This is a genomic window from Azospirillum sp. BE72, from assembly GCF_031455875.1.
Classification (GTDB): domain Bacteria; phylum Pseudomonadota; class Alphaproteobacteria; order Azospirillales; family Azospirillaceae; genus Azospirillum.
In genome coordinates this window covers 74,309-100,874 of the sequence record NZ_JAVDTO010000015.1, presented here as the reverse complement: position 1 = coordinate 100,874, position 26,566 = coordinate 74,309, and the positions used below count along the sequence as shown (strand labels likewise).

The 26,566-nt window shown below is 68.7% G+C and carries 25 protein-coding genes and 1 riboswitch; of the genes, 15 read left to right on the top strand and 10 right to left on the bottom strand.

The annotated features are described in order from the left end of the window. Nucleotides 1-89: 89 nt before the first annotated feature. Nucleotides 90-545, top strand: coding sequence for a flagellar basal body-associated FliL family protein (locus J2Y49_RS25990; protein ID WP_310118134.1), 456 nt, complete (start codon nt 90-92; stop codon nt 543-545). A gap of 59 nt (nt 546-604) precedes the next feature. Here the strand turns inward: J2Y49_RS25990 and J2Y49_RS25985 are convergent, their stop codons facing one another. Continuing rightward, on the bottom strand, nt 605-1,996 hold the full coding sequence (locus J2Y49_RS25985; RefSeq protein WP_310118133.1) for a class II 3-deoxy-7-phosphoheptulonate synthase: 1,392 nt from the start codon (nt 1,994-1,996) through the stop codon (nt 605-607). Nucleotides 1,997-2,299: 303 nt separating this feature from the next. On the opposite strand from J2Y49_RS25985, the gene J2Y49_RS25980 reads away from it, so the two are divergent. Continuing rightward, entirely contained in the window at nt 2,300-3,664 is a 1,365-nt protein-coding gene (locus J2Y49_RS25980) for an AmpG family muropeptide MFS transporter (protein ID WP_310118131.1), read from the top strand. Nucleotides 3,665-3,691: 27 nt separating this feature from the next. Here the strand turns inward: J2Y49_RS25980 and J2Y49_RS25975 are convergent, their stop codons facing one another. The 4 genes from J2Y49_RS25975 to fliL form a co-directional block, all read right to left on the bottom strand. Next, nucleotides 3,692-4,594 carry a manganese catalase family protein gene (locus J2Y49_RS25975; RefSeq protein ID WP_310118129.1) on the bottom strand — a complete coding sequence of 301 codons (903 nt, stop codon included), beginning with the start codon at nt 4,592-4,594 and terminating at the stop codon, nt 3,692-3,694. A gap of 263 nt (nt 4,595-4,857) precedes the next feature. Further along, nucleotides 4,858-5,340, bottom strand: coding sequence for a hypothetical protein (locus J2Y49_RS25970; protein ID WP_310118127.1), 483 nt, complete (start codon nt 5,338-5,340; stop codon nt 4,858-4,860). Nucleotides 5,341-5,517: 177 nt separating this feature from the next. Next, on the bottom strand, nt 5,518-6,885 hold the full coding sequence (gene gor / locus J2Y49_RS25965) for a glutathione-disulfide reductase (protein WP_310118125.1): 1,368 nt from the start codon (nt 6,883-6,885) through the stop codon (nt 5,518-5,520). Between the two features lie 118 nt (nt 6,886-7,003). After that, nucleotides 7,004-7,495: a flagellar basal body-associated FliL family protein gene (gene fliL / locus J2Y49_RS25960; RefSeq protein WP_310118124.1), complete on the bottom strand. Its 492-nt coding sequence runs from the start codon at nt 7,493-7,495 to the stop codon at nt 7,004-7,006. A 457-nt stretch (nt 7,496-7,952) separates the two neighbouring features. Here fliL and J2Y49_RS25955 point away from each other — a divergent pair, with 457 nt between their 5' ends. Further along, nucleotides 7,953-9,095, top strand: coding sequence for a nicotinate phosphoribosyltransferase (locus J2Y49_RS25955; RefSeq protein WP_310118260.1), 1,143 nt, complete (start codon nt 7,953-7,955; stop codon nt 9,093-9,095). Between the two features lie 222 nt (nt 9,096-9,317). On the opposite strand, the gene J2Y49_RS25950 is transcribed toward J2Y49_RS25955, so the two are convergent. The 4 genes from J2Y49_RS25950 to J2Y49_RS25935 all read right to left on the bottom strand — a co-directional run bounded on the left by J2Y49_RS25950 (nt 9,318) and on the right by J2Y49_RS25935 (nt 12,982). Next, the gene (locus J2Y49_RS25950) at nt 9,318-10,190 is read right to left on the bottom strand and encodes a branched-chain amino acid ABC transporter permease (protein WP_310118122.1); all 873 of its coding nucleotides are present in this window, start codon (nt 10,188-10,190) and stop codon (nt 9,318-9,320) included. Nucleotides 10,191-10,194: 4 nt separating this feature from the next. Further along, the gene (locus J2Y49_RS25945) at nt 10,195-11,331 is read right to left on the bottom strand and encodes an ABC transporter substrate-binding protein (RefSeq protein WP_310118121.1); all 1,137 of its coding nucleotides are present in this window, start codon (nt 11,329-11,331) and stop codon (nt 10,195-10,197) included. Nucleotides 11,332-11,402: 71 nt separating this feature from the next. Beyond that, nucleotides 11,403-11,517: riboswitch (TPP riboswitch) on the bottom strand. Nucleotides 11,518-11,550: 33 nt separating this feature from the next. Continuing rightward, on the bottom strand, nt 11,551-12,465 hold the full coding sequence (locus tag J2Y49_RS25940; protein WP_310118120.1) for a DMT family transporter: 915 nt from the start codon (nt 12,463-12,465) through the stop codon (nt 11,551-11,553). Nucleotides 12,466-12,649: 184 nt separating this feature from the next. Continuing rightward, the gene (locus J2Y49_RS25935; protein WP_310118119.1) at nt 12,650-12,982 is read right to left on the bottom strand and encodes a (2Fe-2S) ferredoxin domain-containing protein; all 333 of its coding nucleotides are present in this window, start codon (nt 12,980-12,982) and stop codon (nt 12,650-12,652) included. A 185-nt stretch (nt 12,983-13,167) separates the two neighbouring features. On the opposite strand from J2Y49_RS25935, the gene J2Y49_RS25930 reads away from it, so the two are divergent. From J2Y49_RS25930 to J2Y49_RS25880, 11 genes are all read left to right on the top strand, one after another. After that, a complete protein-coding gene (locus tag J2Y49_RS25930) occupies nt 13,168-14,319 on the top strand; it encodes an ABC transporter permease (RefSeq protein ID WP_310118118.1) in 1,152 nt (383 codons plus the stop codon). A gap of 3 nt (nt 14,320-14,322) precedes the next feature. Then, nucleotides 14,323-15,297 carry an ABC transporter permease gene (locus J2Y49_RS25925; RefSeq protein WP_310118116.1) on the top strand — a complete coding sequence of 325 codons (975 nt, stop codon included), beginning with the start codon at nt 14,323-14,325 and terminating at the stop codon, nt 15,295-15,297. A gap of 4 nt (nt 15,298-15,301) precedes the next feature. Further along, entirely contained in the window at nt 15,302-15,721 is a 420-nt protein-coding gene (cdd, locus tag J2Y49_RS25920; RefSeq protein WP_310118114.1) for a cytidine deaminase, read from the top strand. Nucleotides 15,722-15,736: 15 nt separating this feature from the next. After that, nucleotides 15,737-16,570 (top strand): purine-nucleoside phosphorylase, encoded by an 834-nt coding sequence (locus tag J2Y49_RS25915; protein WP_310118112.1) that lies wholly within the window; start codon nt 15,737-15,739, stop codon nt 16,568-16,570. Further along, nucleotides 16,567-17,406: a deoxyribose-phosphate aldolase gene (gene deoC / locus J2Y49_RS25910; RefSeq protein ID WP_310118110.1), complete on the top strand. Its 840-nt coding sequence runs from the start codon at nt 16,567-16,569 to the stop codon at nt 17,404-17,406. Before J2Y49_RS25915 ends, deoC begins: the two co-directional genes overlap by 4 nt. A 3-nt stretch (nt 17,407-17,409) precedes the next feature. Further along, nucleotides 17,410-18,729, top strand: coding sequence for a thymidine phosphorylase (gene deoA, locus J2Y49_RS25905; RefSeq protein ID WP_310118108.1), 1,320 nt, complete (start codon nt 17,410-17,412; stop codon nt 18,727-18,729). A 96-nt stretch (nt 18,730-18,825) separates the two neighbouring features. Continuing rightward, nucleotides 18,826-19,038, top strand: coding sequence for a hypothetical protein (locus J2Y49_RS25900; protein WP_310118105.1), 213 nt, complete (start codon nt 18,826-18,828; stop codon nt 19,036-19,038). Nucleotides 19,039-19,229: 191 nt separating this feature from the next. After that, nucleotides 19,230-20,936, top strand: coding sequence for an ABC transporter permease subunit (locus J2Y49_RS25895; RefSeq protein WP_310118103.1), 1,707 nt, complete (start codon nt 19,230-19,232; stop codon nt 20,934-20,936). Next, the gene (locus J2Y49_RS25890; RefSeq protein WP_310118101.1) at nt 20,933-21,649 is read left to right on the top strand and encodes an ABC transporter ATP-binding protein; all 717 of its coding nucleotides are present in this window, start codon (nt 20,933-20,935) and stop codon (nt 21,647-21,649) included. The genes J2Y49_RS25895 and J2Y49_RS25890 overlap by 4 nt, the downstream gene beginning before the upstream one ends. Before the next feature lie 126 nt (nt 21,650-21,775). Then, a complete protein-coding gene (locus J2Y49_RS25885; protein ID WP_310118099.1) occupies nt 21,776-23,119 on the top strand; it encodes a hypothetical protein in 1,344 nt (447 codons plus the stop codon). 61 nt (nt 23,120-23,180) lie between these two features. Next, entirely contained in the window at nt 23,181-25,022 is a 1,842-nt protein-coding gene (locus J2Y49_RS25880; RefSeq protein ID WP_310118097.1) for a chloride channel protein, read from the top strand. Between the two features lie 67 nt (nt 25,023-25,089). On the opposite strand, the gene J2Y49_RS25875 is transcribed toward J2Y49_RS25880, so the two are convergent. Further along, nucleotides 25,090-25,545 carry a hypothetical protein gene (locus tag J2Y49_RS25875; RefSeq protein ID WP_310118095.1) on the bottom strand — a complete coding sequence of 152 codons (456 nt, stop codon included), beginning with the start codon at nt 25,543-25,545 and terminating at the stop codon, nt 25,090-25,092. A 149-nt stretch (nt 25,546-25,694) separates the two neighbouring features. On the opposite strand from J2Y49_RS25875, the gene J2Y49_RS25870 reads away from it, so the two are divergent. Continuing rightward, nucleotides 25,695-26,537 (top strand): DUF533 domain-containing protein, encoded by an 843-nt coding sequence (locus J2Y49_RS25870; RefSeq protein WP_310118094.1) that lies wholly within the window; start codon nt 25,695-25,697, stop codon nt 26,535-26,537. Nucleotides 26,538-26,566: the final 29 nt, after the last annotated feature.

The following is a 26,566-nucleotide window of genomic DNA, read 5'->3' as shown; positions in this document are numbered from 1 at the left end:
CGATCGGTATTTGACCTGCCTTTGCTGCAGGCCTAGCATCATCGGCGATGGGACTTTTGACCCTCGTGATTGGGGGCGGAAAGGCGATCTTGCGGCTCGTCCGTCGCAACCGGCATGGGGAAACGGTGTCCCTGATGCCGCTGGTTCTGACCGGCCTGCTGCTGGCGCTGGCGGCGCTCGGCACCACGGGTGCCGTGGTGGCCAGCAAGAACCGCGCACCCGCGCCACAGGCACAGCCGGGGGTCAGCAAGAAATACGCCGCCCTGCCGATGATGACCTTCGGCTTGGGCGGTGGCGGCGCGCGGATGGTCGACGTCAAGGTTCTGCTGGAGATCGACCCGTCGGTCGACGGCAAGGTCGCCGATCCCTACGTCCCCCGCATCTCCGACCAACTGTCCGACCGCATGCGCCAGATCGACCCGCAGCAATTGACCGGCGCCGACGGGGCGATGCTGATGAAGAGCACGATTGCGGGTGTGCTCGACCGCGAACTGCGCGGCGTACGGGTGAAGGATATCCTGCTGGACCGGATGGTGGTGCGGTAGGAAAGGGCGGGGGCAGGCGCCGCGAGGACGCCCACCCCACTCCAATCATGAAGCTCTCGTCACTCGGCCGCGACGGCGGCGCGGCGCTGGGCGTCGCGCGACTGTCGGCCTTCCTTCAGCTTTTCTGCCAGCAGGAACGCCAGTTCCAGCGACTGGCTGGCGTTCAGGCGCGGGTCGCAGGCGGTGTGGTAGCGCAGCGCCAGATTGTGGTCGGTGATCGCCTGGGCGCCGCCGGTGCACTCCGTCACGTCCTGGCCGGTCAACTCGAAATGCACGCCGCCGGCATGGGTGCCTTCGGCCTGATGCACCTCGAAGAACCCGCGCGCCTCGGCCAGCACGCGCTCGACCGGACGGGTCTTGTAGCCGGTGGTCGACTTCACCGTGTTGCCGTGCATCGGGTCGCAGGACCACACCACCGTGCGGCCTTCGCGCTGGACCTTGCGGAGCAGTGGCGGGAACTTCTCCGCCACCTTGTCGGAGCCCATGCGCACGATCAGCGTCAGGCGCCCGGCCTCGTTGGTCGGGTTCAGGATGTCGATCAGGCGGATCAGCTCGTCCGGGTCGGTGGTCGGGCCGCATTTCAGGCCGATCGGGTTCTTCACCCCGCGCAGGAACTCGACATGGGCGCCGTCGGGCTGGCGGGTGCGGTCGCCGATCCACAGCATGTGGGCCGACACGTCGTACCAGTCGCCGGTGGTGCTGTCGACGCGGGTCAGCGCCTGCTCGAACGGCAGCAGCAACGCCTCGTGGCTGGTGAAGAAATCGGTCTCGCGGATCTGCGGCGTCGTCTCCGCGGTGATGCCGCAGGCGGCCATGAAGGCCAGCGCCTCGTCCAGTCGGGTGGCCAGCTCCTGGAAATGCTCGCCGGCCGGCGACTTCTCGACGAAGCTCAGCGTCCACTGATGGACCTTGTGCAGGTCGGCGTAACCGCCCTGGGCGAAGGCACGCAGCAGGTTCAGCGTGGCGGCGGCCTGGGTGTAGGCCTGCATCATGCGCTCCGGATCTGGAACGCGGGCCTCGCTGGTGAAATCGAAGCCGTTGATGATGTCGCCGCGGTAGGACGGCAGTTCCACCCCGCCGATGTCTTCCATGTCGGCCGAACGCGGCTTGGCGAACTGGCCGGCCATGCGGCCGACCTTGATGACCGGGATCGAGGCGCCGAAGGTCAGCACCACGGCCATCTGCAGCAGGACGCGGAAGGTGTCGCGGATGTTGTTGGGGTGGAATTCGGCGAAGCTCTCGGCACAGTCGCCGCCCTGCAGCAGGAAGGCCTGGCCGGCGGCGGCCTCGGCCAGCTTGGCCTTCAGCCTGCGGGCCTCGCCGGCGAAGACAAGCGGCGGATAGGAGGACAGACGCTGTTCGACCGCCTCGACCTTGGACTGGTCGGGATAAGTCGGCAACTGCTTCGCCGGTTTCGTCTTCCAACTGGCGGGTGTCCAACGCTCGACCATGACGCGCCTGCTCTTCCTTGACGATTGCGGAACGGGGGCCGGGCGGGCGGCGAACGACCGGCGGCGAATCCCGTTGGGGGGTACTCTATAGCGCGACTCGCGGTAACTTTTCCACAGTTTCGGCCCGCCTGCCGGCAATGCTGTGCCGCGGCACCCCATGCTCCGCCACCGGGAGTGATTTCAGATGAAAGGAAGTTCGCGTCGGCGCCGCTGGCGGCGGGGCCTTGCGCCCTTTATACATCGGGGCAGCCGACCACCCCCCGACCAATGCCCCCGATCATTGCCCGAGAGGAGCCTTTTTTGGTGAAAGCGACATCCTGGCGGGCAAGTCGCCTGTCCTCCTGGGGGCAGGCCCTGTCGGTCTACCGCGACCCGCGCGTGCTGGCGATCCTGTTCCTGGGCTTTGCCGAAGGGCTGCCGTTCGCGCTGACCGGAGCCACGCTGAATGTCTGGCTGACCGAGGAAGGCGTCAGCCGGACCAACATCGGCCTGTTCGCGCTGGTCACCATGCCCTATGCGCTGAAATTCCTCTGGGCGCCGCTGATCGACCGCATGAGGCTGCCGGTGATGACGCGGCTGTTCGGCCGGCGGCGCGGCTGGGCGCTGACGGCGCAGGCGGCGCTGATCGCGGCATTGCTGGGGCTGGGCACCACCGATCCCGGACAGGATCTGTGGTGGACCGCGCTGTGCGCGGTGCTGGTCGCCTTCTGCTCCGCCAGCCAGGACATCGTCGTCGATGCCTACCGCGTCGAGGTTCTGGAGGAGCATCAGCAGGCCGCCGGTGCCGCGGTGCTGGTGCTGGGCTATCGCTTCGGCCTGATGGCGGCGGGGGCGGGCGCCCTCTTCATCGCGGAGGCCTATGGCTGGCGCACGGCCTACGAGGCAATGGCGGCGCTGGTTCTGGTGGGGATGGCGACCATCCTGCTGTGCCGCGAACCGAAGGAACCGCCGCCCAGCGCCCGCGAAACGCTGATCGCCGAGTGGCTGGCGCGCCGGCCGCATCTGTCGGGCCGCAGCGCGGTTATGCTCGCCTGGCTCTATGGCGCGGTGGTGGCACCCTTCCTGCAGTTCATGGAGCGGCGGGCCTGGGTGCTGATCCTGGCTTTCATCGCCAGCTACAAGCTGGGGGAGGTGCTGGCCGGCCAGATGTCGTCGACCTTCTACATCAGCCTGGGATTCACGAAGTCGGAGATCGCCACGGTCAGCAAGCTGTTCGGCCTGTGGGCGACCATCGCCGGGGGACTGCTGGGCGGGCTTCTGGTCGGCAAAATCGGGGTGCTGCGCGGCCTGATGATCGGCGGCATCCTGCAGATGGTGTCGAACCTGGGCTACGTCCTGCTGGCCTGGACCGGCCATGACGTGTCGATTTTGGCGGTGACGGTGGTGATCGACAATGTCTGCGGCGGCATCGCCACCGCGGCCTTCGTCGCCTACCTGTCGGGGCTGTGCAACGTCGCCTACACCGCGACCCAATACGCGCTGCTGTCGAGCTTCTACAAGCTGGGCGGCGACCTGTTCGGCGCCTCGTCCGGCTGGTTGGCGGAGCGGATGGACTGGATCAGCTTCTTCCTGCTGTCGATGGCGGGCGCCCTGCCGGCGCTGTGCCTGCTGGTCTGGCTGATGGGGCTCCACCGCCGGGACCAGGAGACCGCCGTCCCCGCACAGTGACGGGGACGGCATCGCCGGAGAGAGCTGTCAGCCCCCGGTGGTGGTCTTGGTCTTGCCGGCGCCCGGCCCGGCGCCAAGGTCGGCACCGGTCATCGGATCGGCGTCCGGCTTGGACATAGTGCGGGCGGCCACGGCGTTGACCGCGGCCATCTCCGAGGCGGCCAGCTTGACCGTCGGGTTGCCGTCGCCGCCGTTGACCGGGGCGTCGCCCATCTTGACGTCCACGAACTCCCACTGGGCGCCCTGGTTCCAGGGGCCGCGCATGTCGCCTTCGCCCTGGCTCATGTTGTAGTACTTGTCGGTGTATTCCGGCTTGCCCGGCAGCTTGCCCGGCGGGAAGTTGTTGTCGATGGCGTACAGCGCCTTCTCGAAGCTCTTCTGGTGGGCGATCTCGCGGGTCATCAGGAAGCCCAGCGCATCCTTCACGCCCGGATCGTTGGTGACGTTGATCAGGCGCTCGTAGATGATCTTGGCGCGCGATTCCGCCGCGATGTTGGAGCGCAGGTCGGCCGTCGGGTCGCCGATGCTGTCGATGTAGCCGCCGGTCCACAGCTGCCCGGCCGAGTTCACCAGGGCCGGACCACCGCCATACAGAAGCGACAGGGTGTGGCTGCCGTTGCCCTGGGTGATGTTGGCATAGAGGTCGGTGGTCTCTTCCGCACCCTCGGCCAGCTTGCCCTTGGCGCCCTTGGTCAGCATGGCGACGATGGAGCCGATCACCTCGAGGTGGCTCAGTTCCTCGGTCGCGATGTCGATCAGCATGTCCTTGCGGCCCGGATCTTCGTCGGCCAGACCCTGGGTGAAGTAGCGCATGGCCGCGGCGAGTTCACCCTGCGGGCCGCCGAACTGCTCAAGCATCAGGCTGGCGAGCACAGGATTCGGCTCCGACACGCGGACCGTGTACATGAGCTTTTTGTTGTGCATGAACATGCGAGGGACTCCTCCTGGATCAATTGGCCCGCTTTGCAGGGGCCGCGGATCGGCGCGACCGGGACCGGACCGTATCGCCCATGCCCTTAACCGCGGATCTTTAGAAGCGTTCCAGGAGAAATGCCTGTTTTGGAGTGCTATGACGGACGGATCCTAACGGAGGCTGTAATGACTGCCTTCCGTTCAGATTGCCCCGTCGGTGCGCGAGGCGTCCACGCCGGCGCTCTGCCGAGTGGACGCCCTCGGCCATCGTCGCTACGGACTCACTGTGCCTGGGCCCGGCAGGCTTCCAGGGCAGAAATCGCCTTGCGGGTGTCGTCAAGGTAATAGGTATAGGCGTAGTCGTCGCTCTTGCCGTCGATCTCCATGTAGAGTTCGCGGCCGTTCATCAGGGCATCGATCGCCTTGGAGGTGGCCGGGATGCCGACGACGGCCATCGTCTTGTCGATGGCTGCGCCCGGAACGTTGTCGCTCCACTTTTTATCGACCGAGAGGGAGATGGTGAGGTCTTCCTTCTCCTTCAGCTTCCAGCTGGAGTCGCTGAAGATCAGCACCATTGCCTGGCCTTTGTTGGTATAAGCCAGGGCGATGGCGGCGGTGTCCTTGGAATCGGTCTTCCATTCCTGGCTGATGGCGCAGTCCTTGTCGATCTTGACGTCCCACACGCCGATCTTGGTCTGGGCCTGGGCAGTACCAACCGAAGCGAGTGCCGCAACGCAAGCAGCCGCTGCAAAAATTCCGCGCATGTTTGGAGCCGTTCCCTGGAAAAATTGTTCGTACCACCATGGTAGGTACTACAATCGGGGGAGGTCCAGGGTTTTCGAGGTCTTGCGCTGTGGAAACGAACAGGGCCACGGGCGGAAGAGTCCGGCCATGGCCCTGCTGCGGATTTCAGGCTGCAAGTGCGGGCGGCACCCGGCAGTTCAGATCTTCTTTTCCGGCTCCGCCTTCTCGCGCATCAGCACGAATTCCTCCGAGGTTGAAGGATGAAGCGCGATGGTGCGGTCGAAGTCGCGCTTGGTGGCGCCGCAGTTCAGCGCGATGGCCAGCGGCTGCATCATTTCCGGCGCGTCCATGCCCATCATGTGGCAACCGAGCACGCGCTGGCTCTCGCCGTCGACCACCAGTTTCATCAACACCCGTTCGTCCCGGCCGGACAGGGTGTGCTTCATCGGGCGGAAGCCGGCCTTGTAGATGTCGACCTGCGGGTATTTGGCGCGGGCCTGCATCTCCGTCAGCCCGACGGTGCCGAGCGGCGGCAGCGAGAACACCGCGGTCGGCACGTTGTCGTAGCCGATGTGCATCGGGTTGTCGTTGAACAGCGTCTCGGCCAGCGCGCGGCCCTCGGCGATGGCGATGGGGGTCAGCGCCATGCGGTCGGTGACGTCGCCGATGGCATAGATGCTGTCCACGCTGGTGCGCGACCAGTCGTCGACCGGAATCGCACCTGCCTCGTTCAGCGTGATGCCGACCTCTTCCAGGCCGAGATTCTTGGTGTTCGGGCGCCGGCCGGTGGCGGCCATCACCAAGCCTGCCGAATGCTCGCGGCCCATATGGTCGGTCAGGGTATAGCCGCCCGCACCCTTTTCCAGCTTCACCGGCTTGCAGCGCGAGACGATGTTGATGCCGCGCTTGCGCATCTCCTGCGCCAGGGCGACGCGGATGTCGTCGTCGAACCCGTTCAGCAAATCGTCGCCGCGGATCATCAGCGTCACTTCGGAGCCCAACCCGCGGAAGATGCTGGCGAATTCCACGGCGATGTAGCCGCCGCCGATGATCAGCACGGAATGAGGAAGCTTTTCGAGATGAAGCGCCTCGTTGGAGGTCGCGGCATGCTCGATCCCCTCGATCGGCGGCAGCGACGGCCAGCCGCCGGTGGCGATCAGGATGTTGCGGGCGGTGTAGCGCTTGCCGTCGACCTCCACCGTATGGCGGTCGACGATCCGGCCGAATCCCTCGTACAGGGTCACGCCGGAATTCTTCAGCATGGTGATGTAGATGCCGTTCAGCCGGTCGATCTCGCGGTCCTTGCGCGCGATCAGCGTTTCCCAGTCGAAGGCCGGCGTGTGGGAGCTCCAGCCATAGCCGCAGGAATCCTCGAAGCCGTCGCGGAACTGGGCGGCGTAGACCAGCAGCTTCTTCGGGACGCAGCCGCGGATCACGCAGGTGCCGCCGACGCGGCTGCCTTCGCAGATCGCGACCTTCGCGCCGTAGGACGCGGCGCGCCGGCTTGCGGCGACGCCCCCGGACCCCGCCCCGATGGTGAAGAGGTCGAAATCGAACTCGGCCACGGCCGTCTCCTTCCGCAACTTGACCCTTGTCCCACGAACGCGTCCCGCGAACGGTCGCGGGCCTGCTGATGTGGTCGGGCAGGATATGGGGAGGCAAGGGGCGTTGGGAAGCGCGCCGTCAGCGCAGCAGCATATCCTGGATCAGCACTTGCCGAAGCTTCAGCGGCCGCATGGTCTTGTTGGCGACGTGGCGCAGCGCGTCCTTGACATAGGCCGGCCCGTCGGCCCCCTGCAGTTCGGCCGGATCGACCTCCAGCAGGCGCCGGCTGATGGCGTCGGCGATGCGCGGCAGGTGGGGGATGACCGTTTCCAACGGCGTCGCCGGGTCGAACTCCAACACCGCGCGCAGCCGCAATTCCTGCAGGCGGCGGCCATCGTTCAGGGTCAGGGTCAGGGTGGGCAAGGCGGCGTAGACGGCGGGGGCTGGTGCCATGCCGATTCGGGGAGCGGCGAAGGCGCCCTGTGCGGGGACCGGGCGGAGCAGCAGGGCGCCGCCGACCCCGGCGCCGGCGAAGGCGAGCATCAGCCCGATCAGCGCCAGAACGATCCGGTTCCCCGTCCCTTCGAAGGAGGGCAGGGCGGGCGGAGCCGATTCGGCGGTCGCGGTCATCTTCGCCATTCCGTTCAGCCGCCCTGTTGCGATCGAAGCCTGTGCGACGACTTTAAAAGCGCGGAAGTGGTAGGTCAAATAACGGTATTTGATCTGGTTTTTCTCTGAATGCGACAGGTGAAGCAGGACAACGACTGCAGCCTCTACACGGTGATTTTACGAGCATTCGATCTGTTTGCAGGAGATGTCGGCACCGGAGATCTCACCGGAAAATGCAATGCTGCCATCCGTTCCGGGTTGGCAGGATGGGAAGCCTCTTCCCCCGCCCGCCCGGGGCGTATAATGCTGGGATTCCAACACAACCGGCCGGCTGCCCTGTCCGGCGGCCGGGCCATCCAGAACGAAGCATCGCAAAGCCATGCGCGGACACAGGCGCGGACAGGGGCGGAAGGCGAGGGTTACCGGTATGAGCAACACCGACAACCGATCAGTTGGCGGCCGGGCAGCGGGAAGCGGGATGGCCGGCAAAGGGCCGACCGCCCTCAACCCGTCCTCCGCCCAGATTCCCGACTGGACGGACACCTATTTCCGCCGCACCAGGGAAGCGGTGGGCAAATTCGGCGACAAGACCGTCACCTACGCCATCTTCATGCGGCGCCCGGTGGTCTGCGCCCCGCGTCTGGCGGTGGACTGGCTGGAGGCGGTGGCGCGCGAGCGCAACACGACGTTCCAGATCGAGCTGAACTACCCCGAGGGCAAATGGGTCGGCGCCGGCGAGCCGATCATGTACGTCACCGGCTCCTTCTACCATCTGGTCGATTGCGAGACGATCATCCTGCAGAAGCTGGGGCCCGCCAGCGTCGCGGCCTACAACGCCTTCACCATGTGCGCCGACCTGCCGAAGGTCGCCTTCCTCGCCATGGACGCCCGCCACTGCGCCGGGACGGAGATGGCGGAGATGATGGCCTATGCCGCCTCCGTCGGGTCGGACCGGGCCAAGCGCAAGGTCGGCGCCAAAGGCTTCATCGGCAACGCCACCGACGCCACAGCCTCCTATTTCGGGCAGGAGAAGGGCATGGGCACCATGCCGCACGCCCTGATCGGCTATGCCGGTTCGACCGTGCGCGCGGCGGAGATGTTCCATGAGACCTTCCCCGACCTGTCCCTGACCGTGCTGGTCGATTATTTCGGCCGCGAGATCACCGACGGGCTGGAGGTCTGCCGCCGCTTTCCGCAGCTGGCCGCCCAGGGCAAGCTGGCGCTGCGGCTCGACACCTCCGGCGGGCGTTTCGTCGAGGGGCTGGATCCGCCCGGCTCCTATGCCGTGCTGGAGCGCCATGCGCCGCACGCCATCCGCGGCTATCGCGACGAGACCCAGCTGCGCTACCTGATCGGCACCGGCGTGTCGGCCGCTGCGATCCATTATGTGCGCGAACGGCTGGACGAGGCCGGCTTCCCGGCGGTGAAGATCGTCGCCAGCAGCGGCTTCGGCCCGGCCAAGTGCCGCCTGATGGCGGAGGCCAACGCGCCGGTGGACGTGATCGGCACCGGCAGCTACCTGCCCGAACGCTGGACCGAGACCTATGCGACCGCCGACATCATCGAATATGACGGCGAACGCCGCGTAAAGGTCGGCCGCGAGTTCCTGTTCCGGCGATAGGTCACGACCGCGACGGGTGCGCCCGCATGCTGGCACGCCCACCTGTTTCCGCTCCCCAGAGCCGGCCAAAAGGGCTGTTGCCCGGCTATGTCACGGGCCAGGACAGGACTTCCATCCTGTTCTGGCCCAAAAACGACCGCACCCACCCATAGTCCAGGCCTATTGCAAAGCCCTCGCAAGGGAAGAGGGTTGGGGTGAGGGGGGACGCCTGGCGAGGATCGCTCAGCCACGGCGCCGCACCGCTTCGCCGAACAGGCCTTGCGGCCGCAACACCAGGATCGCCAGCAGCGTCAGGTACAGCGCCCCCAGCGCCACCGGGTAGGACAGCACTGACGACACCCCCACCTCGAACAGCGCGATCAGCAGCGCCCCCACCACAGCCCCCGGCACCGACCCCCAGCCCCCGATGGTTACCGCGATGTAGGCCTTCAAGATCAGGTCGCCACCCGCGGTCGGCGTGACGAAATAGCGGTTGGCGAGCAGCAGGCCGGCCGCCCCGGCACAAGCGGACCCGATGGCGAAGGTCACCAGGATCATCGCGGTGACCGGCACGCCACAGGCCCGCGCCATTTCCGGGTCCTGCGCCGTTGCGCGCAGCCGGCGTCCCAGCTGCGTGCGGGCGAACACCCATTGCTGCGCACCGATCAGCAGCGCCGCCACCGCGACGATGGCGAGCGACTGCTCGGGAACCGCCAGCCCGCCTATGTAAAGCGTGTCGTCGCCGAACAGCGGCGGTGCGGCGCGCGGCTCCGGCCCGAACAGGATCGCGGCGCCGTTCTGAAGTATGATGCCGATTGCGATGGTGCTGATGAAGACCGATACCGGCGGCCGGCGGCGCAGCGGCAGATAGGCCATCAGCGCCAGCAGCAGGCCCAGCCCCGCCATCAGCGCCAGCACCACCGGCAGCAGGGCGATGCCCGGCAGCGGGATCAGCGGCGCCAGCGCCACCGCCAGCAGCCCGCCGGCCATCACGAGATCGCCCTGGGCGAAATTCACTGCCGAGGTGGCATTCAGCACCAGCACGAATCCCAGCGCCACCAGCGCATAGGCCGCCCCCAGCGCCACCCCGTTGACCAGCAGTTGAAGCGCCGCCATCCGCTCACTTCGCCGCGAGCGCGGGGTCGTCGTAGCGCTTCACCAGCGCCGGCACGCGGCTGGTCCCGTCATAGCAGACGATGACGGCGGAATGGGCCATGTTGCCCTTGCCGTCGGACTTGTAGGTCATGGCGAGGCCTTTGAAGGTCTCCGAAGACAATGCTTTTCGGATGGCATCCGGCGTCCGGGCGCCGGCCTTCGCCGCCTCCAGCACCATGGTCATTCCGTCATACTGGCCGAGCGCGAAGGCGTCCGGCTCCTTGCCGAAGGCGGCGCGGTAGGCGTCGGTGAAGGCCTTGACCTCCGGCGTACCGCCCGAGATGGGCGAGGCCGCGGTCTCGGCACAGACGCCCTTCAGCTCCGCCGGCTCCAGCAGGGCGGCGGTGCTCGGCTGATGCATGGCGGAGCCGGCGACGATGGGCACCGCCACCCCGCTGGACGCCGCCTGCCGCAGCAGCAGCGCGGTCGGGCCGGAGTGCAGATGCAGCACCAGCACGTCGGGCTTGGCGGCCAGCGCCTTGGTCAGCACCGGCAGCAGGTCCTTGGCGGCAGGGTCCACCCCCTCCTCGAAGACGGGCGTGACGCCCAGCGCCTTGAAGGCGGCGTCGAGATGCGTCTTGCCGCTCTGCCCGTAGGCGGTGGTCTGGTAGATGACGGCGGGCTGCCGCTTGCCCAATTCCTCCACCACATAACGGGCGTGAGCGGCCTTGGTCACGGCATCGCCGGGGAAGAAGCGGAAGACCCAGGGGTTGCCCTGCTCGGTGATCGACGCGGTGCCCGACACGGTGACCAGCGGCAGCTTCAGCTCCTGCGCCAGCGGCAGCATCGCCAGCATCTGGGTGCCGAGCATGCTGGCGGCGACCGCCCCGACCGTGCCGCTGCCTGCCGCACGTTCCAGCGCCGTCACCGCCGCCTCGGGCGAGGTGCCGGTGTCGACGACTTCGGAGGCGATGGCGATGCCGGCGGGGGTCTGCTTCAGCGCCAGGGCCGCGCCGTTGCGCTGGCTGGTTCCCTCCAGCGACAGGAAGCCGGTCAGCGGCACAAGAACCGGGAAGGACAGCGTGTCGTCGGCCCGGGCTGCGGACGACAGACAGGACGATGCGGCCAGCAGGCCGATCAGAAGGGGAAGCGCACGCCGCATGACCGAAAACTCCTCAACACGCGCCGGCAAGTGGAGCGACGCGGAGGGGACGGGGCATTTGCAGGCGATCCGTCGGGTTCCGGTCGGCTCCCTTCGCCGGCATGACCCGGATCAGGTTCGATGGGTGTTGTCTCAGCCCGCGCGTCCGCCGATCAGGCGTCTGCACGGGCACCCCAGCCGTGAACAGGCGGCGAGAGTGTCGCCGCCGGGCCCGTCCTGTCAAGAACCCAGCCGGCGGCGCTCCGCCGTGGTTTCACGATGCAGGATGTAAAGCCCGCTGCCGATGATGACCATGGCGCCAAGCAGCACCGGCGCGGTCGGCAGGTCGCCGAACACCATCCAGCCGAACAGGCTGGCCCAGACCATGCCGGTATATTCGAAGGGCGCCACCACGGCCGGCGGCGCGCGGCGGAACGCCTGGGTCAGCAGCACCTGCGCCCCGGCGCCGATTGCGCCGACGAGCGCCATCAGCCCCAGTGCGGAGGCGGTCGGCGCGGTCCAGACGGGAACCGTCAGCGCGCCGCTGACCACCGTCGTCGTCAACAGCAGATAGAGCACGATCGACGCGCTGGTCTCCGTCCGCGACAGGCCGCGTACGGCGAGAGCGGCCAGCGCATAGAACAGGGCGGCGCACAGCCCGACCAGCACCGGCACCAGCGGCGCTCCGGCCGACGGCTGCGCCATCACCACCACGCCGCCGAACCCGACCACCACCGCGGCCCAGCGCCGCCAGCCCACCGGCTCCCCCAGCAGCGGGGCGGACAGCGCGGTGATGAACAGCGGCCCGGCGAAGCTCAGCACATAGACGTCGGCCAGCGGCAATTCCCGGAACGCATAGAAGAAGCATCCCATGGAGATCAGCCCGGCGAAGGCGCGCCAGACATGCCCCCAGGGCCGCTGCGTCCGCATCGCCGCGATCCCGCCGCCCCGCCACAGGGTGTAGCCGCCCACCAGCAGGAAGGCGACCAGGGAGCGCACGAACATCAGCTGCGGCACCGGGTAGCCGGCGGTCAGGAACTTGATCAGCGTGTCCATCGCCGCGAAAAGCAGGATCGCGCCGAGGAAGCAGCCGACGGCATAGGGAACCGAATCGGCCTCGACAGGCAGCAGGTCGGCGGTTTCGGCGTCGGTCATTGGATCGGTTCGGACGGGCAATGGCGGGAGTTGCCCACGATATGGGCAAATCCGCCCGCGTCCCAATGCCGCAACCGCAGGTCTGGTAGGCGTGGGATCTTGGAGGGGGGTTACACCCCCACCTATCCTCCCCCGCTGGGCGGGGGAGGATAGGTGGGGGTGTAACCTCGCCGAAGCCTTCCCCTCACCGCGTCAGAACCATCACCAGCCGCTCCACCGGCGCATCGTTGACCAGATGCGACTCGACGATCTCGTCGATATCCTCAGGTGTTTCCGGCCGATACCAGATGCCCTCCGGATACACCACCATCAGCGGACCGGCGGAACAGAAGCCGAGACAGCCCGTCAGCGCCATGCCCACGTCCGTCAGGCCCTTGCCCTGGATTTTCTGGTCCAGCCGCTGCCACAGCGGATGGGCGCCCTTGGCCGCACAGCTGCCGCGCGGATGGCCGGGCGGGCGCTGCTGGGCGCAGCAGAAGACATGGTGGCGGAAGGTCTGCGGCAGGTCGAGCGGCATCGGGCAAGCTCCATAACCATAATTTTCATATGGGTAAGAAGCATGCCAGATTGCTGCGCTGCGGCAAGACTTTTGTGACGCTTCCAAGTCCTCGTGCCCCTTGGCTTTTCCGCGTGACGAAATGCTTGGTCAGCGGCGGGGTTGCCGGTTAAGAATCCCCGGCAGGGGCAATCCAGGAGACGCCGGTGCTGCTGAGCGGGTCGGGGAAGGGTCAGCCGGGCGCCGTGCCGGGCTGGGTCGGGTATGCGCTGCTGCCGGTTCTCAACCTCGTCGCGGCCTTTGTGCTGTCGGGGGTGGTGATCCTGGCGATCGGCGAGAACCCGGTGGACGTGCTGTCGCTGCTGCTGACGGAGGCTCTGGGATACCCGGAGGCCATCGGCTACACCCTCTATTACACCACCAGCTACATCTTCACCGGGCTGGCGGTTGCCATCGCCTTCCATTGCGGACTGTTCAACATCGGCGGCGAGGGGCAGGCCTATCTGGGCGGGCTCGGCGCCGGGCTGGTGGCGCTGGCGCTGACCGGCTGGCCCTGGCCGGTGGTGGCGCTGCTGGCGATCCTGGCATCGGCCCTGTTCGGCGCCGCCTGGGCCTTCATCCCGGCCTGGCTGCAGGCCAAGCGTGGCAGCCACATCGTCATCACGACGATCATGTTCAACTTCATCGCCGCATCGATCATGACCTGGCTGCTGGTGGACGTGCTGATCCGCCCCGGCAGCCAGTCGCCCGAGACCCGCGAGTTCGACCCCGGCGTCTGGCTGCCGTCGATGGACCGGGCGCTGGGCTGGATCGGCATCACGATTCCGGCCTCGCCGCTGAACCTGTCCTTCCTGTGGGCGCTGGCCTGCTGCTTTCTGTTCCATCTGTTCCTGCGCCGGACCCGCTGGGGCTACGAGCTGCGCACGGTGGGCCGGAACGAGCGGGCGGCGGTCTATGCCGGCATCTCGCCGGCGCGAAACATCATCGTCGCCATGCTGATTTCCGGCGCGCTGGCCGGCTTCGTGGGCGTGAACGAGATCCTGGGCGTGCAGCACCGGGTGATCCTGAACTTCACCGGCGGGGTCGGCTTCGTCGGCATCGCCGTGGCGCTGATGGGACGCAACCATCCGGTCGGGATCATTCTGGCGGCCCTGCTGTTCGGGGTTCTGGCGCAGGGCGGCGGCCAGCTGTCCTTCGAATACCCCACGATCAACCGCGAGCTGGTGATGGTCATCCAGGGTCTGGTCATCCTGTTCGCCGGTGCCATGGAAAACCTGTTCAAGCCGCAGGTGGAGGCGCTGTTCCGCCGCCGCGGTGGCGCCACGGCCGCAGATGCCGCCACCGGGGGGAGGGGCTGAGCGATGGAGGACGCGCTTCTTCTGGCGCTGCAACTGCTGGGCGCCACCATCCGGGTGGCGACTCCGCTGGTGCTGGCCGCCTTCGCCGGGATGTATTGCGAGCGGGCCGGCGTGGTCGACATCGGGCTGGAAGGCAAGATGCTGGCCGGCGCCTTCTTCTCCGCAGCGGTCGCCTCGGCCACCCTCAATCCGTGGCTCGGGCTGCTGGCCGGCATCGCCGCGGGCGTGGCGCTGGCGATGGTCCATGGCTTCGCCTGCATCACCCACAACGGCAATCAGGTGGTGTCGGGCATGGCGATCAACATCCTGGTCGCCGGGCTGGCGCCGACATTGGCCTATGCCTGGTTCCAGCAGGGCGGCCAGACCCCGCTGCTGCCCAACCAGGCGCGCATTCCCGCGGTGGAGCTGCCGGAGGCAGACGCGCTGGCAGGCGTGCCCGTTCTGGGGCCGATCTACCGCGAACTGTTCAACGGCAACAACATCCTGATCTGGGTGACGCTGGTCCTGGTGATCGCCACCCACTGGGTGCTCTACCGCTCCCGTTTCGGGCTGCGCCTGCGGGCGGTGGGCGAGAATCCGGCGGCGGTCGACACCGCCGGCCTGTCGGTGGCGAAGCTGCGCTATCAGGCGCTGATCGTCACCGGTGTGCTGACGGGGATGGCAGGCTCCTATCTGTCCACGGGTCATGGCGCCGGCTTCGTCCGCGACATGACCGCCGGCAAGGGCTATCTGGCGCTGGCGGCGCTGATCTTCGGCAAGTGGCGGCCGGGACCGACCCTGTTCGCCTGCCTGCTGTTCGCCTTCACCGACGCGGTGCAGGTGCGCCTGCAAGGCGTCGTCCTGCCGGTGATCGGCGTCATTCCGGTGCAGTTCATCCAGATGCTTCCCTATGTGCTGACCGTGCTGCTGCTGGCCGGCTTCGTCGGCAAGGCCATCGCCCCAAAGGCGAGCGGCATCCCCTATGTCAAGGAGCGCTGAGGCCATGACCGACATGCCCGAGTTGGCACGCCTGATCGAAGCGGCCCGCGCCGCGCGCGAGAACGCCCACGCCCCCTATTCCAAGTTCAAGGTGGGTGCGGCCATCCTCGGCGAATCGGGGCGTATCTTCGCCGGCTGCAATGTGGAGAACGCGGCCTATCCGCAGGGCCAATGCGCGGAATCGAGCGCCATCGGCGCCATGGTCACGGCGGGCGACCGCCGCATCCGCGCCATTGTCGTGATGGGCGGCGAGGCGGGAGCCGAGGATATCTGCACCCCCTGCGGTGGCTGCCGCCAGCGCATCCGCGAATTCGCCACACCAGAGACGCCGATCCACATCTGCGACCCGGCCGGGCTGCGGCGGAGCTTTCCGCTGGAGACCCTGTTGCCGGAATCCTTCGGCCCAACCAATTTAGCCTTCTGAGCGGAGTTTCCCGACATGACCGCAGCCCGCGCCGCCGCGGACATCCTTCACCGTGCCTCCGGCCATCGGCCGCGGGTCGGCATCGTGCTGGGCTCCGGCCTGGGCGGGATCGCCGACCGCATCGCCGATGGGGTCGCCATTCCCTACACCGACATCGCCGGTTTCCCGATCCCCAGCGTGTCCGGCCATGCCGGGCGGCTGGTGGTCGGGCGGCTGGGCGGGGTCGAGGTCGCCTGCATGCAGGGCCGCGTCCATGCCTATGAGGGCAATGGATTCGACGCGCTGAAGACCGCGGTGCGGGCGCTGAAGCTGGCCGGCTGCGACACCCTGGTTCTGACCGCCGCCGTCGGTTCCCTGCGGCTGGAGGTCGGGCCCGGCCGGCTGATGGCGATCAGCGACCATCTGAACCTGCTGGGCGCCAACCCGCTGACCGGCCCCAACGACGAGGCCTTCGGCGATCGTTTTCCCAGCATGACCGACGCCTGGGACCCGGAGCTTCGCGGCCTACTGAAGGATGTCGCCACCGGGCTCGCCATCGATCTGGCGGAAGGCGTCTATGCCGCCTATCCCGGCCCATCCTTCGAGACGCCGGCCGAGGTGCGGATGATGAAGCTGCTGGGCGCCGACGCGGTCGGCATGTCCACCGTCCCGGAATGCATCGTCGCGCGCCATTGCGGCCTGCGGGTCCTCGGCTGCGCCGTCGTCACCAATCTGGGCGTCGGGCTCGGCGACGGGCCGGTCGACCATCACCAGACCCTGACCGCCGCATCGGCGGCAGCTGCCGACCTGGAACGCCTGCTGGTCGGTTTCCTCGAACGCCTGCATGAAAAGGACGGGTCCCGGTCATGAAACTGTCTGCCGACCTGCAAAGCGCGCTCGACTCCAGCGTCAACGCCCCGTCCGACGCCGATCTGGCGCGCCGTGCCGTGGGCATGCTCGACCTCACCAGCCTGAACGGTGACGACACCGACCGCGTGGTGGAGGCTCTCTGCGCACGCGCCGTCACGCCCGTGGGGCCGGTCGCCGCGGTCTGCGTCTGGGCGCGCTTCGTGCCCACCGCCCGCAAGGCGCTGGAGGGTACGCCGGTGAAGGTCGCCACCGTGGTGAATTTCCCCACCGGCGAAGCGGACGCATCGTCGGTGGCGGCGGAAACCCGGCGCGCCATCGCCGACGGGGCCGACGAGATCGACGTGGTGCTGCCCTACAAGGCCTTCATCGACGGCGCCCGCACCCAGCCGATGAACGTCGTGAAAGCCTGCCGCGAGGCCTGCGCCGACAAGGCCCTGATGAAGGTCATCCTGGAATCGGGGGCTTTTCCCGACGCCGACCTGCTGGCCTGGGCGGCGCGCGACGCCATCGCCGCCGGTGCCGATTTCCTCAAGACCTCCACCGGCAAGACCCAGCCGGCCGCCACCCTGCCGGCGGCGGCGGTGATGCTCGACAGCATCTATGAATCCGGCAAGACCGTCGGCTTCAAGGCCTCCGGCGGCATCCGCGACGCGGCGGAGGCGGCGCGCTATCTGGCGCTGGCCGACTACATCCTGGGCGACGGCTGGGCGACGCCGCAGACCTTCCGGTTCGGCGCCTCCAGCCTGCTCGACGCGCTGCTGGCCGCTGCCGGGCATAGCGGACGGGAAGGCGAACGCGAGGGCGAGCGCGAACCGGCCCCGGCGGGAGGGTACTGAGGCATGCTTCCGCAGGAGATCGTCCGCGCCAAGCGCGACGGCCAGCCCCTCGACGCCGCCACCATCCAGGACTTCGTCCGCGGCATCACCGACGGCCGCGTGTCGGAATCCCAGGCCGCGGCCTTCGCCATGGCCGTCTTCTTCCGCGGCATGAGCTTGGACGAACGGGTGGCGCTGACCCGCGCCATGCGCGATTCGGGCACGGTGATGGAATGGCGGTCGCTGGGCCTGCCCGGCCCGGTGATCGACAAGCATTCCACGGGGGGCGTCGGCGACAAGGTCAGCCTGATCCTGGCGCCGATGCTAGCCGCCTGCGGCGGTTTCGTGCCGATGGTGTCCGGGCGCGGCCTGGGCCACACCGGCGGCACGCTCGACAAGTTCGAGAGCATCCCCGGCTATCGCGCCAAGCCCGACAACGAGCTGCTGCGCCGGGTGGTGAAGGAGGTCGGCTGCGCGGTGATCGGTGCCACCGACGACATCGCCCCCGCCGACAAGCGGCTCTACGCCATCCGCGACGTGACGGCGACTGTCGAATCGCTCGACCTGATCACCGCGTCCATCCTGTCGAAGAAGCTCGCGGCCGGGCTCGACGCGCTGGTGATGGACGTGAAGTTCGGCACCGGCGCCTTCATGCAGCGGTTCGAAGACGCGGAAGCCTTGGCGGACAGCATCGTCACCGTGTCGAAAGGTGCCGGTCTGCCGGCGGTCGCCCTGCTGACCGACATGAACGAGGTGCTGGGTCGCAGCGCCGGCAATGCGCTGGAGATGCGCGAATGCCTCGCCATCCTGCGCGGCGAACCGGCCGAACCACGGCTCTTCGAGGTGACGGCGGCGCTGGCGGCGGAATTGCTGGCGCTCGCCGGGCTGGCGCCGGACGCTGCGGCTGGACGGGCCATGGCCGACCGCTCCATCGCCAGCGGCGAGGCGGCGGAACGCTTCGCCCGCATGGTGAAGGCGCTTGGCGGACCGGCCGACCTGCTGGAGCAGCCGGACCGGCATCTGGAACGCGCGCCCATCGTCCGACCGGTCGTCGCCGAGCGATCAGGCTTCATCGGCGCCATCGACACCCGCGGCGTCGGCATGGCGGTGGTGGCGCTGGGCGGCGGCCGGACCAAAACCACCGATGCCATCGACTTCGCCGTCGGCTTCGACGAGGTGGCCGGGCTGGGCGACGCGGTGGGTCCGGGTGAGCGGCCGCTGGCTATCCTGCACGCCCGCACGGAGGCGCAGGCCGATGAGGCCGAACGCCGCCTGCGCGCGTCGGTCACGGTAACGGATACGGCGCCGGCGCGCGGACCTCTGATTGCGAAGCGTCTGGGGTGATGGGATATCGCCCTCTTCCGGGGCGAGGGCTTTGCGCGATTGTCGTTCTGCGGCATTTGTGATTCCCTTCCTGAGTTGGTTGGGGAGAGGGCAGGGATGCGGGTCCGTGTGTGCGGTCAGTTGAGCTTGGCGGACAGTCTGGTGCGGGTGCCGGTTGCCGGTGTGCCGGACCAGATCGCGGCGGCGGTGGACCGGGGGGTGCTGGAGGTGATGCTGGATCCGTTGCGCGACCGTCGCTCGGATGCCGGCGCGCCGGGCTACCCGCCGGTGCCGTTGCGCTGCTTGCTGCTCGGGCTGGCGCAGGCATAGGGGAGGAGTGCGCCCGCATGCCGCCACGCCCCCCTGTTTCCGCCCCCAGAGCCCGCCAAAAGGACTCTTGCCCGGCTACCTCAAGAGCCAAGACAGGACTTCCGTCCTGTTCTGGCCCAAAAACGACCGTACCTGTCCATAGTCCAGCCCTATTGCAAAACACTCGCAAGGGCAGAGGGGACTATTTCGGGGTGGAAAATCTTGCGCTGCTTGCAGGTGCCTTCGCCCTGCTGGTCTACGCGCTCGCCTTCGCCTCTCCCTATGGCCTGCGCGTGCTGACCGTTGCCGGTGTCTATGCGCTGGCGACCTTCGGATTCCAGATCGTCTTCGGGCTCGGCGGCGCGTTGTCCCTCGCCCAGGGCGCCTTCTTCGGCGTGGGCGCCTATGTGACCGGCATCCTCGGCAGCCGCTATGGGTTGGGCTTCGAGGCGACCTTTCCGCTGTCGATGCTGGTTCCGCTCCTGCTGGCGCTGCCGGTCGGGCTGGCGGTGCTGCGGCTGGAGTCGCACTATTTCGCCCTGGCCACGCTGGGCATCGCGCAGGTGCTGCATTTGCTGGCGGTTAACCTGCCGGAGCTGACCGGAGGCTCCAACGGGCTGGCCGGCGTGCCGGCGGTGGTGCTGTTCGGCTGGACGGTGCCGCGCGGACTGCCGATGGCGGGGCTGGTCTGGGGGCTGGTGGCGCTCGGCGGTCTGGTGGGGTGGCGGCTGGCGCGCGGGAGGCTCGGGCGGTCGCTGACCATGCTGCGCGACGATCCACTGGCGGCGGGAACGCTGGGGCTCGACGTCGGGCGGATGCGGCTGACCGCCTTCGGCATCAGCGCCCTGTTCGCCGGAGCGGCCGGAGCGTTGGCGGTCCACACCCAGCGCGTCGTCTCGCCGGAGGTGCTGGAGTTCCCGGTCATGGTCTCTATCCTCACCATCGCCATCGTCGGCGGGCGGGGGCGGATGGCCGGCGCGGTGCTGGGCGCGGTGCTGCTGCTGCATCTGCCGGAATGGTTCCGCTTCATGGAGCGCGGCTATCTGGTCGTCTACGGAATGGCCCTGCTGCTGACCGTTCTGCTGGCACCCGACGGTCTGACCGGGCTGCTCGACCGCGCAGCCGGACGCCTGTTCGGCCGCACCGCCCGTGCCCTGCCGGAGGCGCGCGAACCGCCGCAGCCACCCGCACCGGCGGATGGGCTGACGGTAGAGGGGCTTGCCAAGTCCTTCGGCGGCGTGCGCGCGGTGGACTGCGTGTCTCTGGAGTTGCGGCCGGGCAGAATCACCGGGCTGATCGGCCCCAACGGATCGGGCAAGACCACGCTCATCAACCTGTTGTCGGGGCTGGAGCGCCCGGATGCCGGGCGGGTGCGGCTCGGCAGCCGGGACGTCACCGGCGCCCGCGCCGACCGACTGGCCCATGCCGGGCTTGCCCGCAGCTTTCAAGCGGCGATCCTGCCGGAAGGGGCCGGCGTGCTGGAGGCGGTGGCCGCCGCCCGTCTTGCCTTCGATCCCGACGCGGCGACGGCGGAGGCGCATGCCCGCTGGGCGCTCGACCGGCTGGGGGTCGGCGACCTTGCCGGGCAGGGCTGCGACGGGTTGCCGGCGGCGCTGCGGCGGCGGGTGGAACTGGCCCGCGCCCTGGTCCGCCGGCCGGCGGTCCTGCTGCTGGACGAGCCGGCCGCCGGGCTGACCGACGGCGAGAAGGCGGAACTGGCCGCGCTGCTGCGCGACCTGGCGGGGGAGGGGATGGCGGTCCTGCTGGTGGAGCATGACATGAGCTTCCTGCTGCCGCTGGCCGGGCGGGTGCTGTGCCTCGATCGCGGGCGGGTAATCTATGACGGCCCTGCCGACGGAGTGCGCCGGGATGCGACGGTGGCGACAGCCTATCTGGGCCGGGCGGGGGTGGCCCGATGAGTGAAAGCCATGCGAGTGCTCTGCTCTCCATCCGCGACCTGACTGCCGGCTATGGCGGGGTGATGGCGCTCGACGGGGTTTCGCTGACCGTCGCGGCGTGCGAGACGGTGGCGCTGCTCGGCGCCAACGGGGCGGGGAAGTCGACGCTGCTGAAGGCGCTGCTCGGGCTCGTGCCGGCACAGGGAGACCTGCGCTTCGACGGCGGCGACCTCTCCCCGCTGGCGACGGAGGCGCGGGTCCGGCGCGGCATCGGCTATGTGCCGGAGGGGAGGCGCGTCTTCCCCGGCATGAGCGTCCGCGACAATCTGGAGGTCGCCGGTCTGCCCGACAACCGCGACCGCGCGCTGGATGTCGAGCGTGTCTTCGCCCTGTTTCCCGACCTCGCGGGCAAGAGCGGGGAAAGCGCCTGGCGCCTGTCCGGCGGCCAGCAGCAGATGCTGAGCCTCGGCCGCGCGCTGATGGGTCGGCCGCGCCTGCTGCTGCTGGACGAACCGTCGCTCGGCCTGTCGCCCAAGCTGGCGGACGAGGTCTTCGCCGCGGTCGGCCGCATCGCCGCCACCGGCACCGCCGTGTTGCTGGCCGAACAGAGTGCGGCGCGCGCCCTGACGGTCGCCCCGCGCGCGGTCCTGCTGCGGCTGGGCCGCGTGGTGGGGGACGGGCCGGTGGCGTCGCTGTCGGAAGAGGTGCTGCGCGAGGCCTTCTTCGGCGTTTAGCACAAATCCTCTGCGTGTCCTGTGCAACAGGTGTCTGCCTCCTGCAACAGGATGGGCGGTTGGGCTTGCGGATGGGGGCGGGCGCGGATAGCTTCGCCGCCACAACCATCTATGGATTACCTCGTCATGACCGCCCGCTCCGCCGCTTCGCTGTCCGCGCTTCTCCTGCTGGGTGTGGCGTCGGCGCCGGCGATGGCCGAACTGGTGCCGGTCGAGCCGAGCATTCCCCCCGCAGTTTATTACGGCCTGCCGGTGCCCGAGGCCGAAATCGTGACTCCGGGCGCTCCGGCGCAGGACGTCAAGCCGGGTGAAAAGCCCGGTGAAAAACAGGGTGCCGCGGCGCCGGCCAAGCCCGATGGGCCGGGCGAATTGATCGAGAGCTGGGACGGCGGCGCCGCCAAGAAGAAGGACGGCAGCTTCGCCTATTGCGTGGCGGAGGGGGAATTCACCTCCGGCCATGTGCTGATGTTCGCCCGCAGCCCGAAGGGGGAGACCAACATCGGCATCGGCATCCCCGGCGCCGACCTGCCCAAGGGCGGCGAATGGCCGGTCACCATCGAGGTGGACAGGAAGCTGAAGCGCGAACGGGTCGCCATCGCTTCGCAGCCGGACATGCTGGTGGTCTCCAACGGCAAGGACGAGGAACTGGTCAACGCCCTGATGGGCGGCAGCGAACTGGTGGTGTCGTCGGCCACCGACCGCATCGCCTTCAAGCTGTCCGGCACCAAGAAGGTGCTGGGCGACCTGAAGACCTGCGTCGACAAGGGAGGCAGCGTTCCGCCGATCAAGGTCGCCGCCGGCCGCCCGGCGGAGAAGAAGAACCGCCTGCCGGAAGGGCTGGACAGCCTGCTGACCGCAGCCGGCGTGCATGACGCCGAACTGGTCCCGATGGACAAGATCCCGCAGGAGCGCCGCCCGGCGGACGTCGCCTGGCGCTTCGGTCCCATCGTCGGCGGGATCCGGGAACGCGCGGTGGGTGAGGACGCCCGGATCGACGAACTGTCGGACGGCTTCGCCGACGCGATGAAGCAGCGGTGCGAAGGCACCCCGACCGTCAGCCTGAACCCGTCCGAACAGGCCGGATCGGTGTGGCTGCGCACCGGTTCGGTCGATTGCGCCATGCCCCAGGGCAAGCTGCATGTCACGCTGAACTTCCTGCTGTCGCAGCGCCGCCTGTTCACCGTGATCTTCCACGAGGCGGCCGAACCGGACGTGGCGCTGGCCGAGAAGGTGCGCGACAACCTCACCCATGTTCTGCGCCGTGCCGGCACCGCGCCGGCCACAGCGCCGGCCACAGCGCCGGCCACAGCGCCGACTGATGCCGTGCCCGCCACTCCGCCCGCCACTCCGCCGGCAGTTCCCCCGGTTGCCGAGCCTGCTCCCTCCGCTGCTGCGCCCGCCGCATCGCAGGCGGGATCCGCTCCGCCGACGGTGAAACCGCAGGCGAAACCGCAGCCGGGCAAGTCCTGACGGAACACACGCCCGTCCGGCTCATTGTCCAAGGACGGATGGGCCTTCAGTCAGCGTGATCATGCCGGACAATTCCACTTCCATCGACGGCGTGGGCGAAAACGCCCGCGCCGGCAGCGACCCTTATGCAGTGCTCGACGCGTCGGCCGCGACCACCTTGTCCGACCGTTGGAGCGTACGCAACAGCGCGCTGGCCGTGGTGGTGCTTGCCGGCCTTGTCGGCGGCGCGGTCGGGCTGGCGGTGGGATCGCTGCACGAGGCTGTCCTGCTTCTGCAGGCGCTGGCCTTCGACCTGCCGGAGGGGGAGAAGCTGGGGCAGGGCGTGCCCGACCTGCTGCGGACGCTGGGCGTGCCGGTGGCGGGCGGGCTGCTGCTGGGCATCCTGTCGACGCTGGTGCGGCGCTGGCGGCCCAACGACATCGTCGACGCGGTGGAGGCGAACGCGCTCTACGGCGGCAAGATGTCGCTGATCGACAGCCTGCGCCTGACGGTGACGACCGCGCTGTCCAACGCATCCGGCGCATCGGTGGGCATGGAGGCGGCCTATACCCAGGCGGGCGCCGGTCTCGCCTCCTCCCTCGGGCAGCGGCTGCGGCTGCGGCGGGCCGATCTGCGCACGATGGTCGGCTGCGGGGCGGCGGCGGCCATTGCCGCCGCCTACCACGCGCCGCTGGCCGGGGCCTTCTATGCCTTCGAACTGGTGCTGGGCGGCTATACTCTGGCGGTGCTGGCCCCGGTCGGGGCAGCGGCGGCGCTGGGGGTGGCGGCATCGGCCCTGCTGACCGGCGGCGAGGCGCCGCTGGCGCTCGGCCGGCCGGTGGAGATCGCCGGCTGGGATTATGCCGCCTGCGGCGTGGTCGGCTTCCTGGCCGGCTGGCTCAGCATCCTCGCCATGCAGGCGGTGACGGTGGCGGAGCGTGGGTTCAAGCGCCTGCCGGTCCCGCGCTGGATGCGTCCGGCGGTGGGCGGGCTGATGGTCGGCGGGCTGGCGCTGGCGGTGCCGGCAGTGATGGGCAGCGGTCCCGGCGCCGTGCCGCCGGAACTGGCGGGCGGCGCGCTGGCGCTGGCCCTGACGCTGGTGGCGAAGATCCTGGCGTCGGCCGTGTCGCTGGGCTCGGGATTCCGCGGCGGCCTGTTCAGCGCCTCCCTGTTCATCGGCGGGCTGTTCGGCGGCCTGTTGAGCATCGCCACGGCAAGCTTCCTGCCGGGGCTGGGGATCGACGGCGGGCTTCTGCTGCTGGTCGGGATGGGGTCGGTCGCCGCGGGCGTCGTCGGCGCGCCGGTCACCATGGTGCTGCTGGTGCTGGAGACGACGCAGGATTTATGGGCAGCCTCGGGCGTGCTGATCGGGGTGGTGCTGTCCACCACCGTGGTGCGGCAGGCTTTCGGCTACTCCTTCGCCACATGGCGCTTTCACCTGCGCGGTGTGCCGATCCGCGGCGCCTACGACATCGGCTGGCTGTCGGAACTCACGGCATTCCGGCTGATGCGGCGCGACGCCAAGACGGTGCCCGCCACCCTGACGGTGGAAGCGCTGCGCCGCCTCTACCCGTTGGGCTCCACCAAGACGGTGTTCGCGGTCGACGAATCCGGCAGATATGCCGGACTGATCGACATGTCGCAGATCCATGACCCCGACCAGGATGCGGAGGCCACCGAAACCCGCGTCGGCACGCTCGCCAGCAAGGCGGATGCCGTGCTGATGCCCGGCGACGACGCCCGCACCGTGCTGAACCGTTTCGGCACGGCGGAGGTGGAGGCGCTGCCGGTCCTGTCCTCCCCCACCGACCGGCGCATCATCGGCTATGTGACGGAATCCTTCGCGTTGCGCCGCTATTCGCAGGCGCTGGAGCGCCAGCGCGGCGAGGATTTGGGCGAACGCGGGCTGTGGGGGCGGGATTAGCCCCTCTATTGGCGCTTCTAGGGCACCGGCAGGCGATGACGCCCTGCGCCGCCTGCCGGATAGCCGGTCACCCGCCGTGAAAACCCTTCAGCCGCTCCTCGCCGCGGCCGATGTCGGATTTGAAGTGTCCGTTTCTGGCGGCTTCCAGGACGTCGTCGATGAAGCTCCGGTATTCGTCGGCGGCTTCGCCCGAACTGTTTCCCACCGGCGCAGCCGAGCCGGCATAGGTGTTGCCGTCGGCGGCGGTGGAGTCGTGAAGGCTGAAGGCGGGGACGAAGATAGTGTCCCCTTCGGGGTTCCCTTCCGCCACATGGTGCGAAGCGCGGGAGATCTCGACTTGTCCGGCGGCATCGGGGGCGGAGAGGATCTTCACGCCGTGGACGACCGTCGCCTTGCTGCGCGCGTTCGACGCCGCGTCCTGTTCGAAGGTATGGCGGTCGTAGATGCGTTCGATGCTCGACCGATCGTTGATGTTGGCTTTGGCCATGTCTGTCTCCCTGTGGTCGGACTGGGTAACAGCCATGGTCGCATCCGGTCCCCTGCAATGCCGCATGCCGGAGTGAAAAGTTCGTGGTGCGGAATTTTTGGCATTTCAACTTCAGCCCGCCGCCCGAACGGAATGCCGCTTGTGCTGTTGACGGTCCATCGACGGAATTCGAGTGGGAGAGCGAAATGGCCGATCTGCAACGTATCCTCGGCACCATGCTGGCGACCGGGATGGGAGGGCGCAGCCACGGCGGCATGAACGCCATGGGGTCCGTGCTCGGCAACAGCGGCTTCGGGGCCGGTGCGCCGGGTGGCGGCTTCGGTGCCGCATCCGGGAACCGCGGCATGGGCGTCGGGTCGGTCGCCGGGCTGGGGGCGCTGGGCTACCTGGCCTTCAAGGCCTTCCAGGAGCGCCAGCGGAACCAGACGGGTGCTGCGGGCCAAGGCGCGCAACCCGCCGCCCGGCCGGGAGGCAGCCCGTGGGGCGATGCCGGCGGTATCCTGGGCGGCCTGTTCGGCGGCGGTGCCGCCGGTTCCACGGGGTCTTCCGGAAGCACTCAGGCGAGTGGACAAGGCAGCGGCCAAGGGGGTGGATCGTTGTCCGACCGCCTGTCACAGGTGTTCCAGACCCGCAGTGCGCCGCAGGCCGAAGACCGTGACGACGGCGCCTACCCGGCCGTCGCCATGGAGGACCAGCAGGCGCTGCTGCTGATCCGCGCGATGATCGCCGCGGCCAATGCCGATGGGGAGATCACGCCGGACGAGCGCCGGCACATCCTGGACACCCTGGACGAAGCCGGCGCCGGAGCGGAGGAACGGCGCATCGTCGAACAGGAACTCGACCGGCCCCAGCCGCTGGACTCGCTGCTCCAGTCCGTGAAGGATCAGCAGACGGCGGAGCAGGTCTACCTGGCCTCGCGGATGGCGGTGAACGAGCAGTCGGAAGCGGAGCGCTCCTACCTGCAATATCTCGCGTCCCGGCTGAAGCTCGACCCGCAACGCGTCCAACAGATGAATCAGGCGGCTTGAGGGCAAGTGGCCTGAAGCACGGTTCCCGT

What these genes read in the sequence shown, in the direction of transcription:
- J2Y49_RS25880 (WP_310118097.1), top strand. Translation starts at nt 23,181, where the DNA reads ATGCCGGACAATTCCACTTCCATCGACGGCGTGGGCGAAAACGCCCGC.
- J2Y49_RS25955 (WP_310118260.1), top strand. Translation starts at nt 7,953, where the DNA reads ATGGCCGGCAAAGGGCCGACCGCCCTCAACCCGTCCTCCGCCCAGATT.
- J2Y49_RS25885 (WP_310118099.1), top strand. Translation starts at nt 21,776, where the DNA reads ATGACCGCCCGCTCCGCCGCTTCGCTGTCCGCGCTTCTCCTGCTGGGT.
- deoC (WP_310118110.1), top strand. Translation starts at nt 16,567, where the DNA reads ATGAAACTGTCTGCCGACCTGCAAAGCGCGCTCGACTCCAGCGTCAAC.
- J2Y49_RS25915 (WP_310118112.1), top strand. Translation starts at nt 15,737, where the DNA reads ATGACCGCAGCCCGCGCCGCCGCGGACATCCTTCACCGTGCCTCCGGC.
- J2Y49_RS25970 (WP_310118127.1), bottom strand. Translation starts at nt 5,340, where the DNA reads ATGCGCGGAATTTTTGCAGCGGCTGCTTGCGTTGCGGCACTCGCTTCG.
- J2Y49_RS25875 (WP_310118095.1), bottom strand. Translation starts at nt 25,545, where the DNA reads ATGGCTGTTACCCAGTCCGACCACAGGGAGACAGACATGGCCAAAGCC.
- J2Y49_RS25945 (WP_310118121.1), bottom strand. Translation starts at nt 11,331, where the DNA reads ATGCGGCGTGCGCTTCCCCTTCTGATCGGCCTGCTGGCCGCATCGTCC.
- J2Y49_RS25950 (WP_310118122.1), bottom strand. Translation starts at nt 10,190, where the DNA reads ATGGCGGCGCTTCAACTGCTGGTCAACGGGGTGGCGCTGGGGGCGGCC.
- cdd (WP_310118114.1), top strand. Translation starts at nt 15,302, where the DNA reads ATGACCGACATGCCCGAGTTGGCACGCCTGATCGAAGCGGCCCGCGCC.
- J2Y49_RS25940 (WP_310118120.1), bottom strand. Translation starts at nt 12,465, where the DNA reads ATGACCGACGCCGAAACCGCCGACCTGCTGCCTGTCGAGGCCGATTCG.
- deoA (WP_310118108.1), top strand. Translation starts at nt 17,410, where the DNA reads ATGCTTCCGCAGGAGATCGTCCGCGCCAAGCGCGACGGCCAGCCCCTC.
- J2Y49_RS25925 (WP_310118116.1), top strand. Translation starts at nt 14,323, where the DNA reads ATGGAGGACGCGCTTCTTCTGGCGCTGCAACTGCTGGGCGCCACCATC.
- J2Y49_RS25935 (WP_310118119.1), bottom strand. Translation starts at nt 12,982, where the DNA reads ATGCCGCTCGACCTGCCGCAGACCTTCCGCCACCATGTCTTCTGCTGC.
- J2Y49_RS25985 (WP_310118133.1), bottom strand. Translation starts at nt 1,996, where the DNA reads ATGGTCGAGCGTTGGACACCCGCCAGTTGGAAGACGAAACCGGCGAAG.
- J2Y49_RS25870 (WP_310118094.1), top strand. Translation starts at nt 25,695, where the DNA reads ATGGCCGATCTGCAACGTATCCTCGGCACCATGCTGGCGACCGGGATG.
- J2Y49_RS25900 (WP_310118105.1), top strand. Translation starts at nt 18,826, where the DNA reads ATGCGGGTCCGTGTGTGCGGTCAGTTGAGCTTGGCGGACAGTCTGGTG.
- fliL (WP_310118124.1), bottom strand. Translation starts at nt 7,495, where the DNA reads ATGACCGCGACCGCCGAATCGGCTCCGCCCGCCCTGCCCTCCTTCGAA.
- J2Y49_RS25975 (WP_310118129.1), bottom strand. Translation starts at nt 4,594, where the DNA reads ATGTTCATGCACAACAAAAAGCTCATGTACACGGTCCGCGTGTCGGAG.
- J2Y49_RS25890 (WP_310118101.1), top strand. Translation starts at nt 20,933, where the DNA reads ATGAGTGAAAGCCATGCGAGTGCTCTGCTCTCCATCCGCGACCTGACT.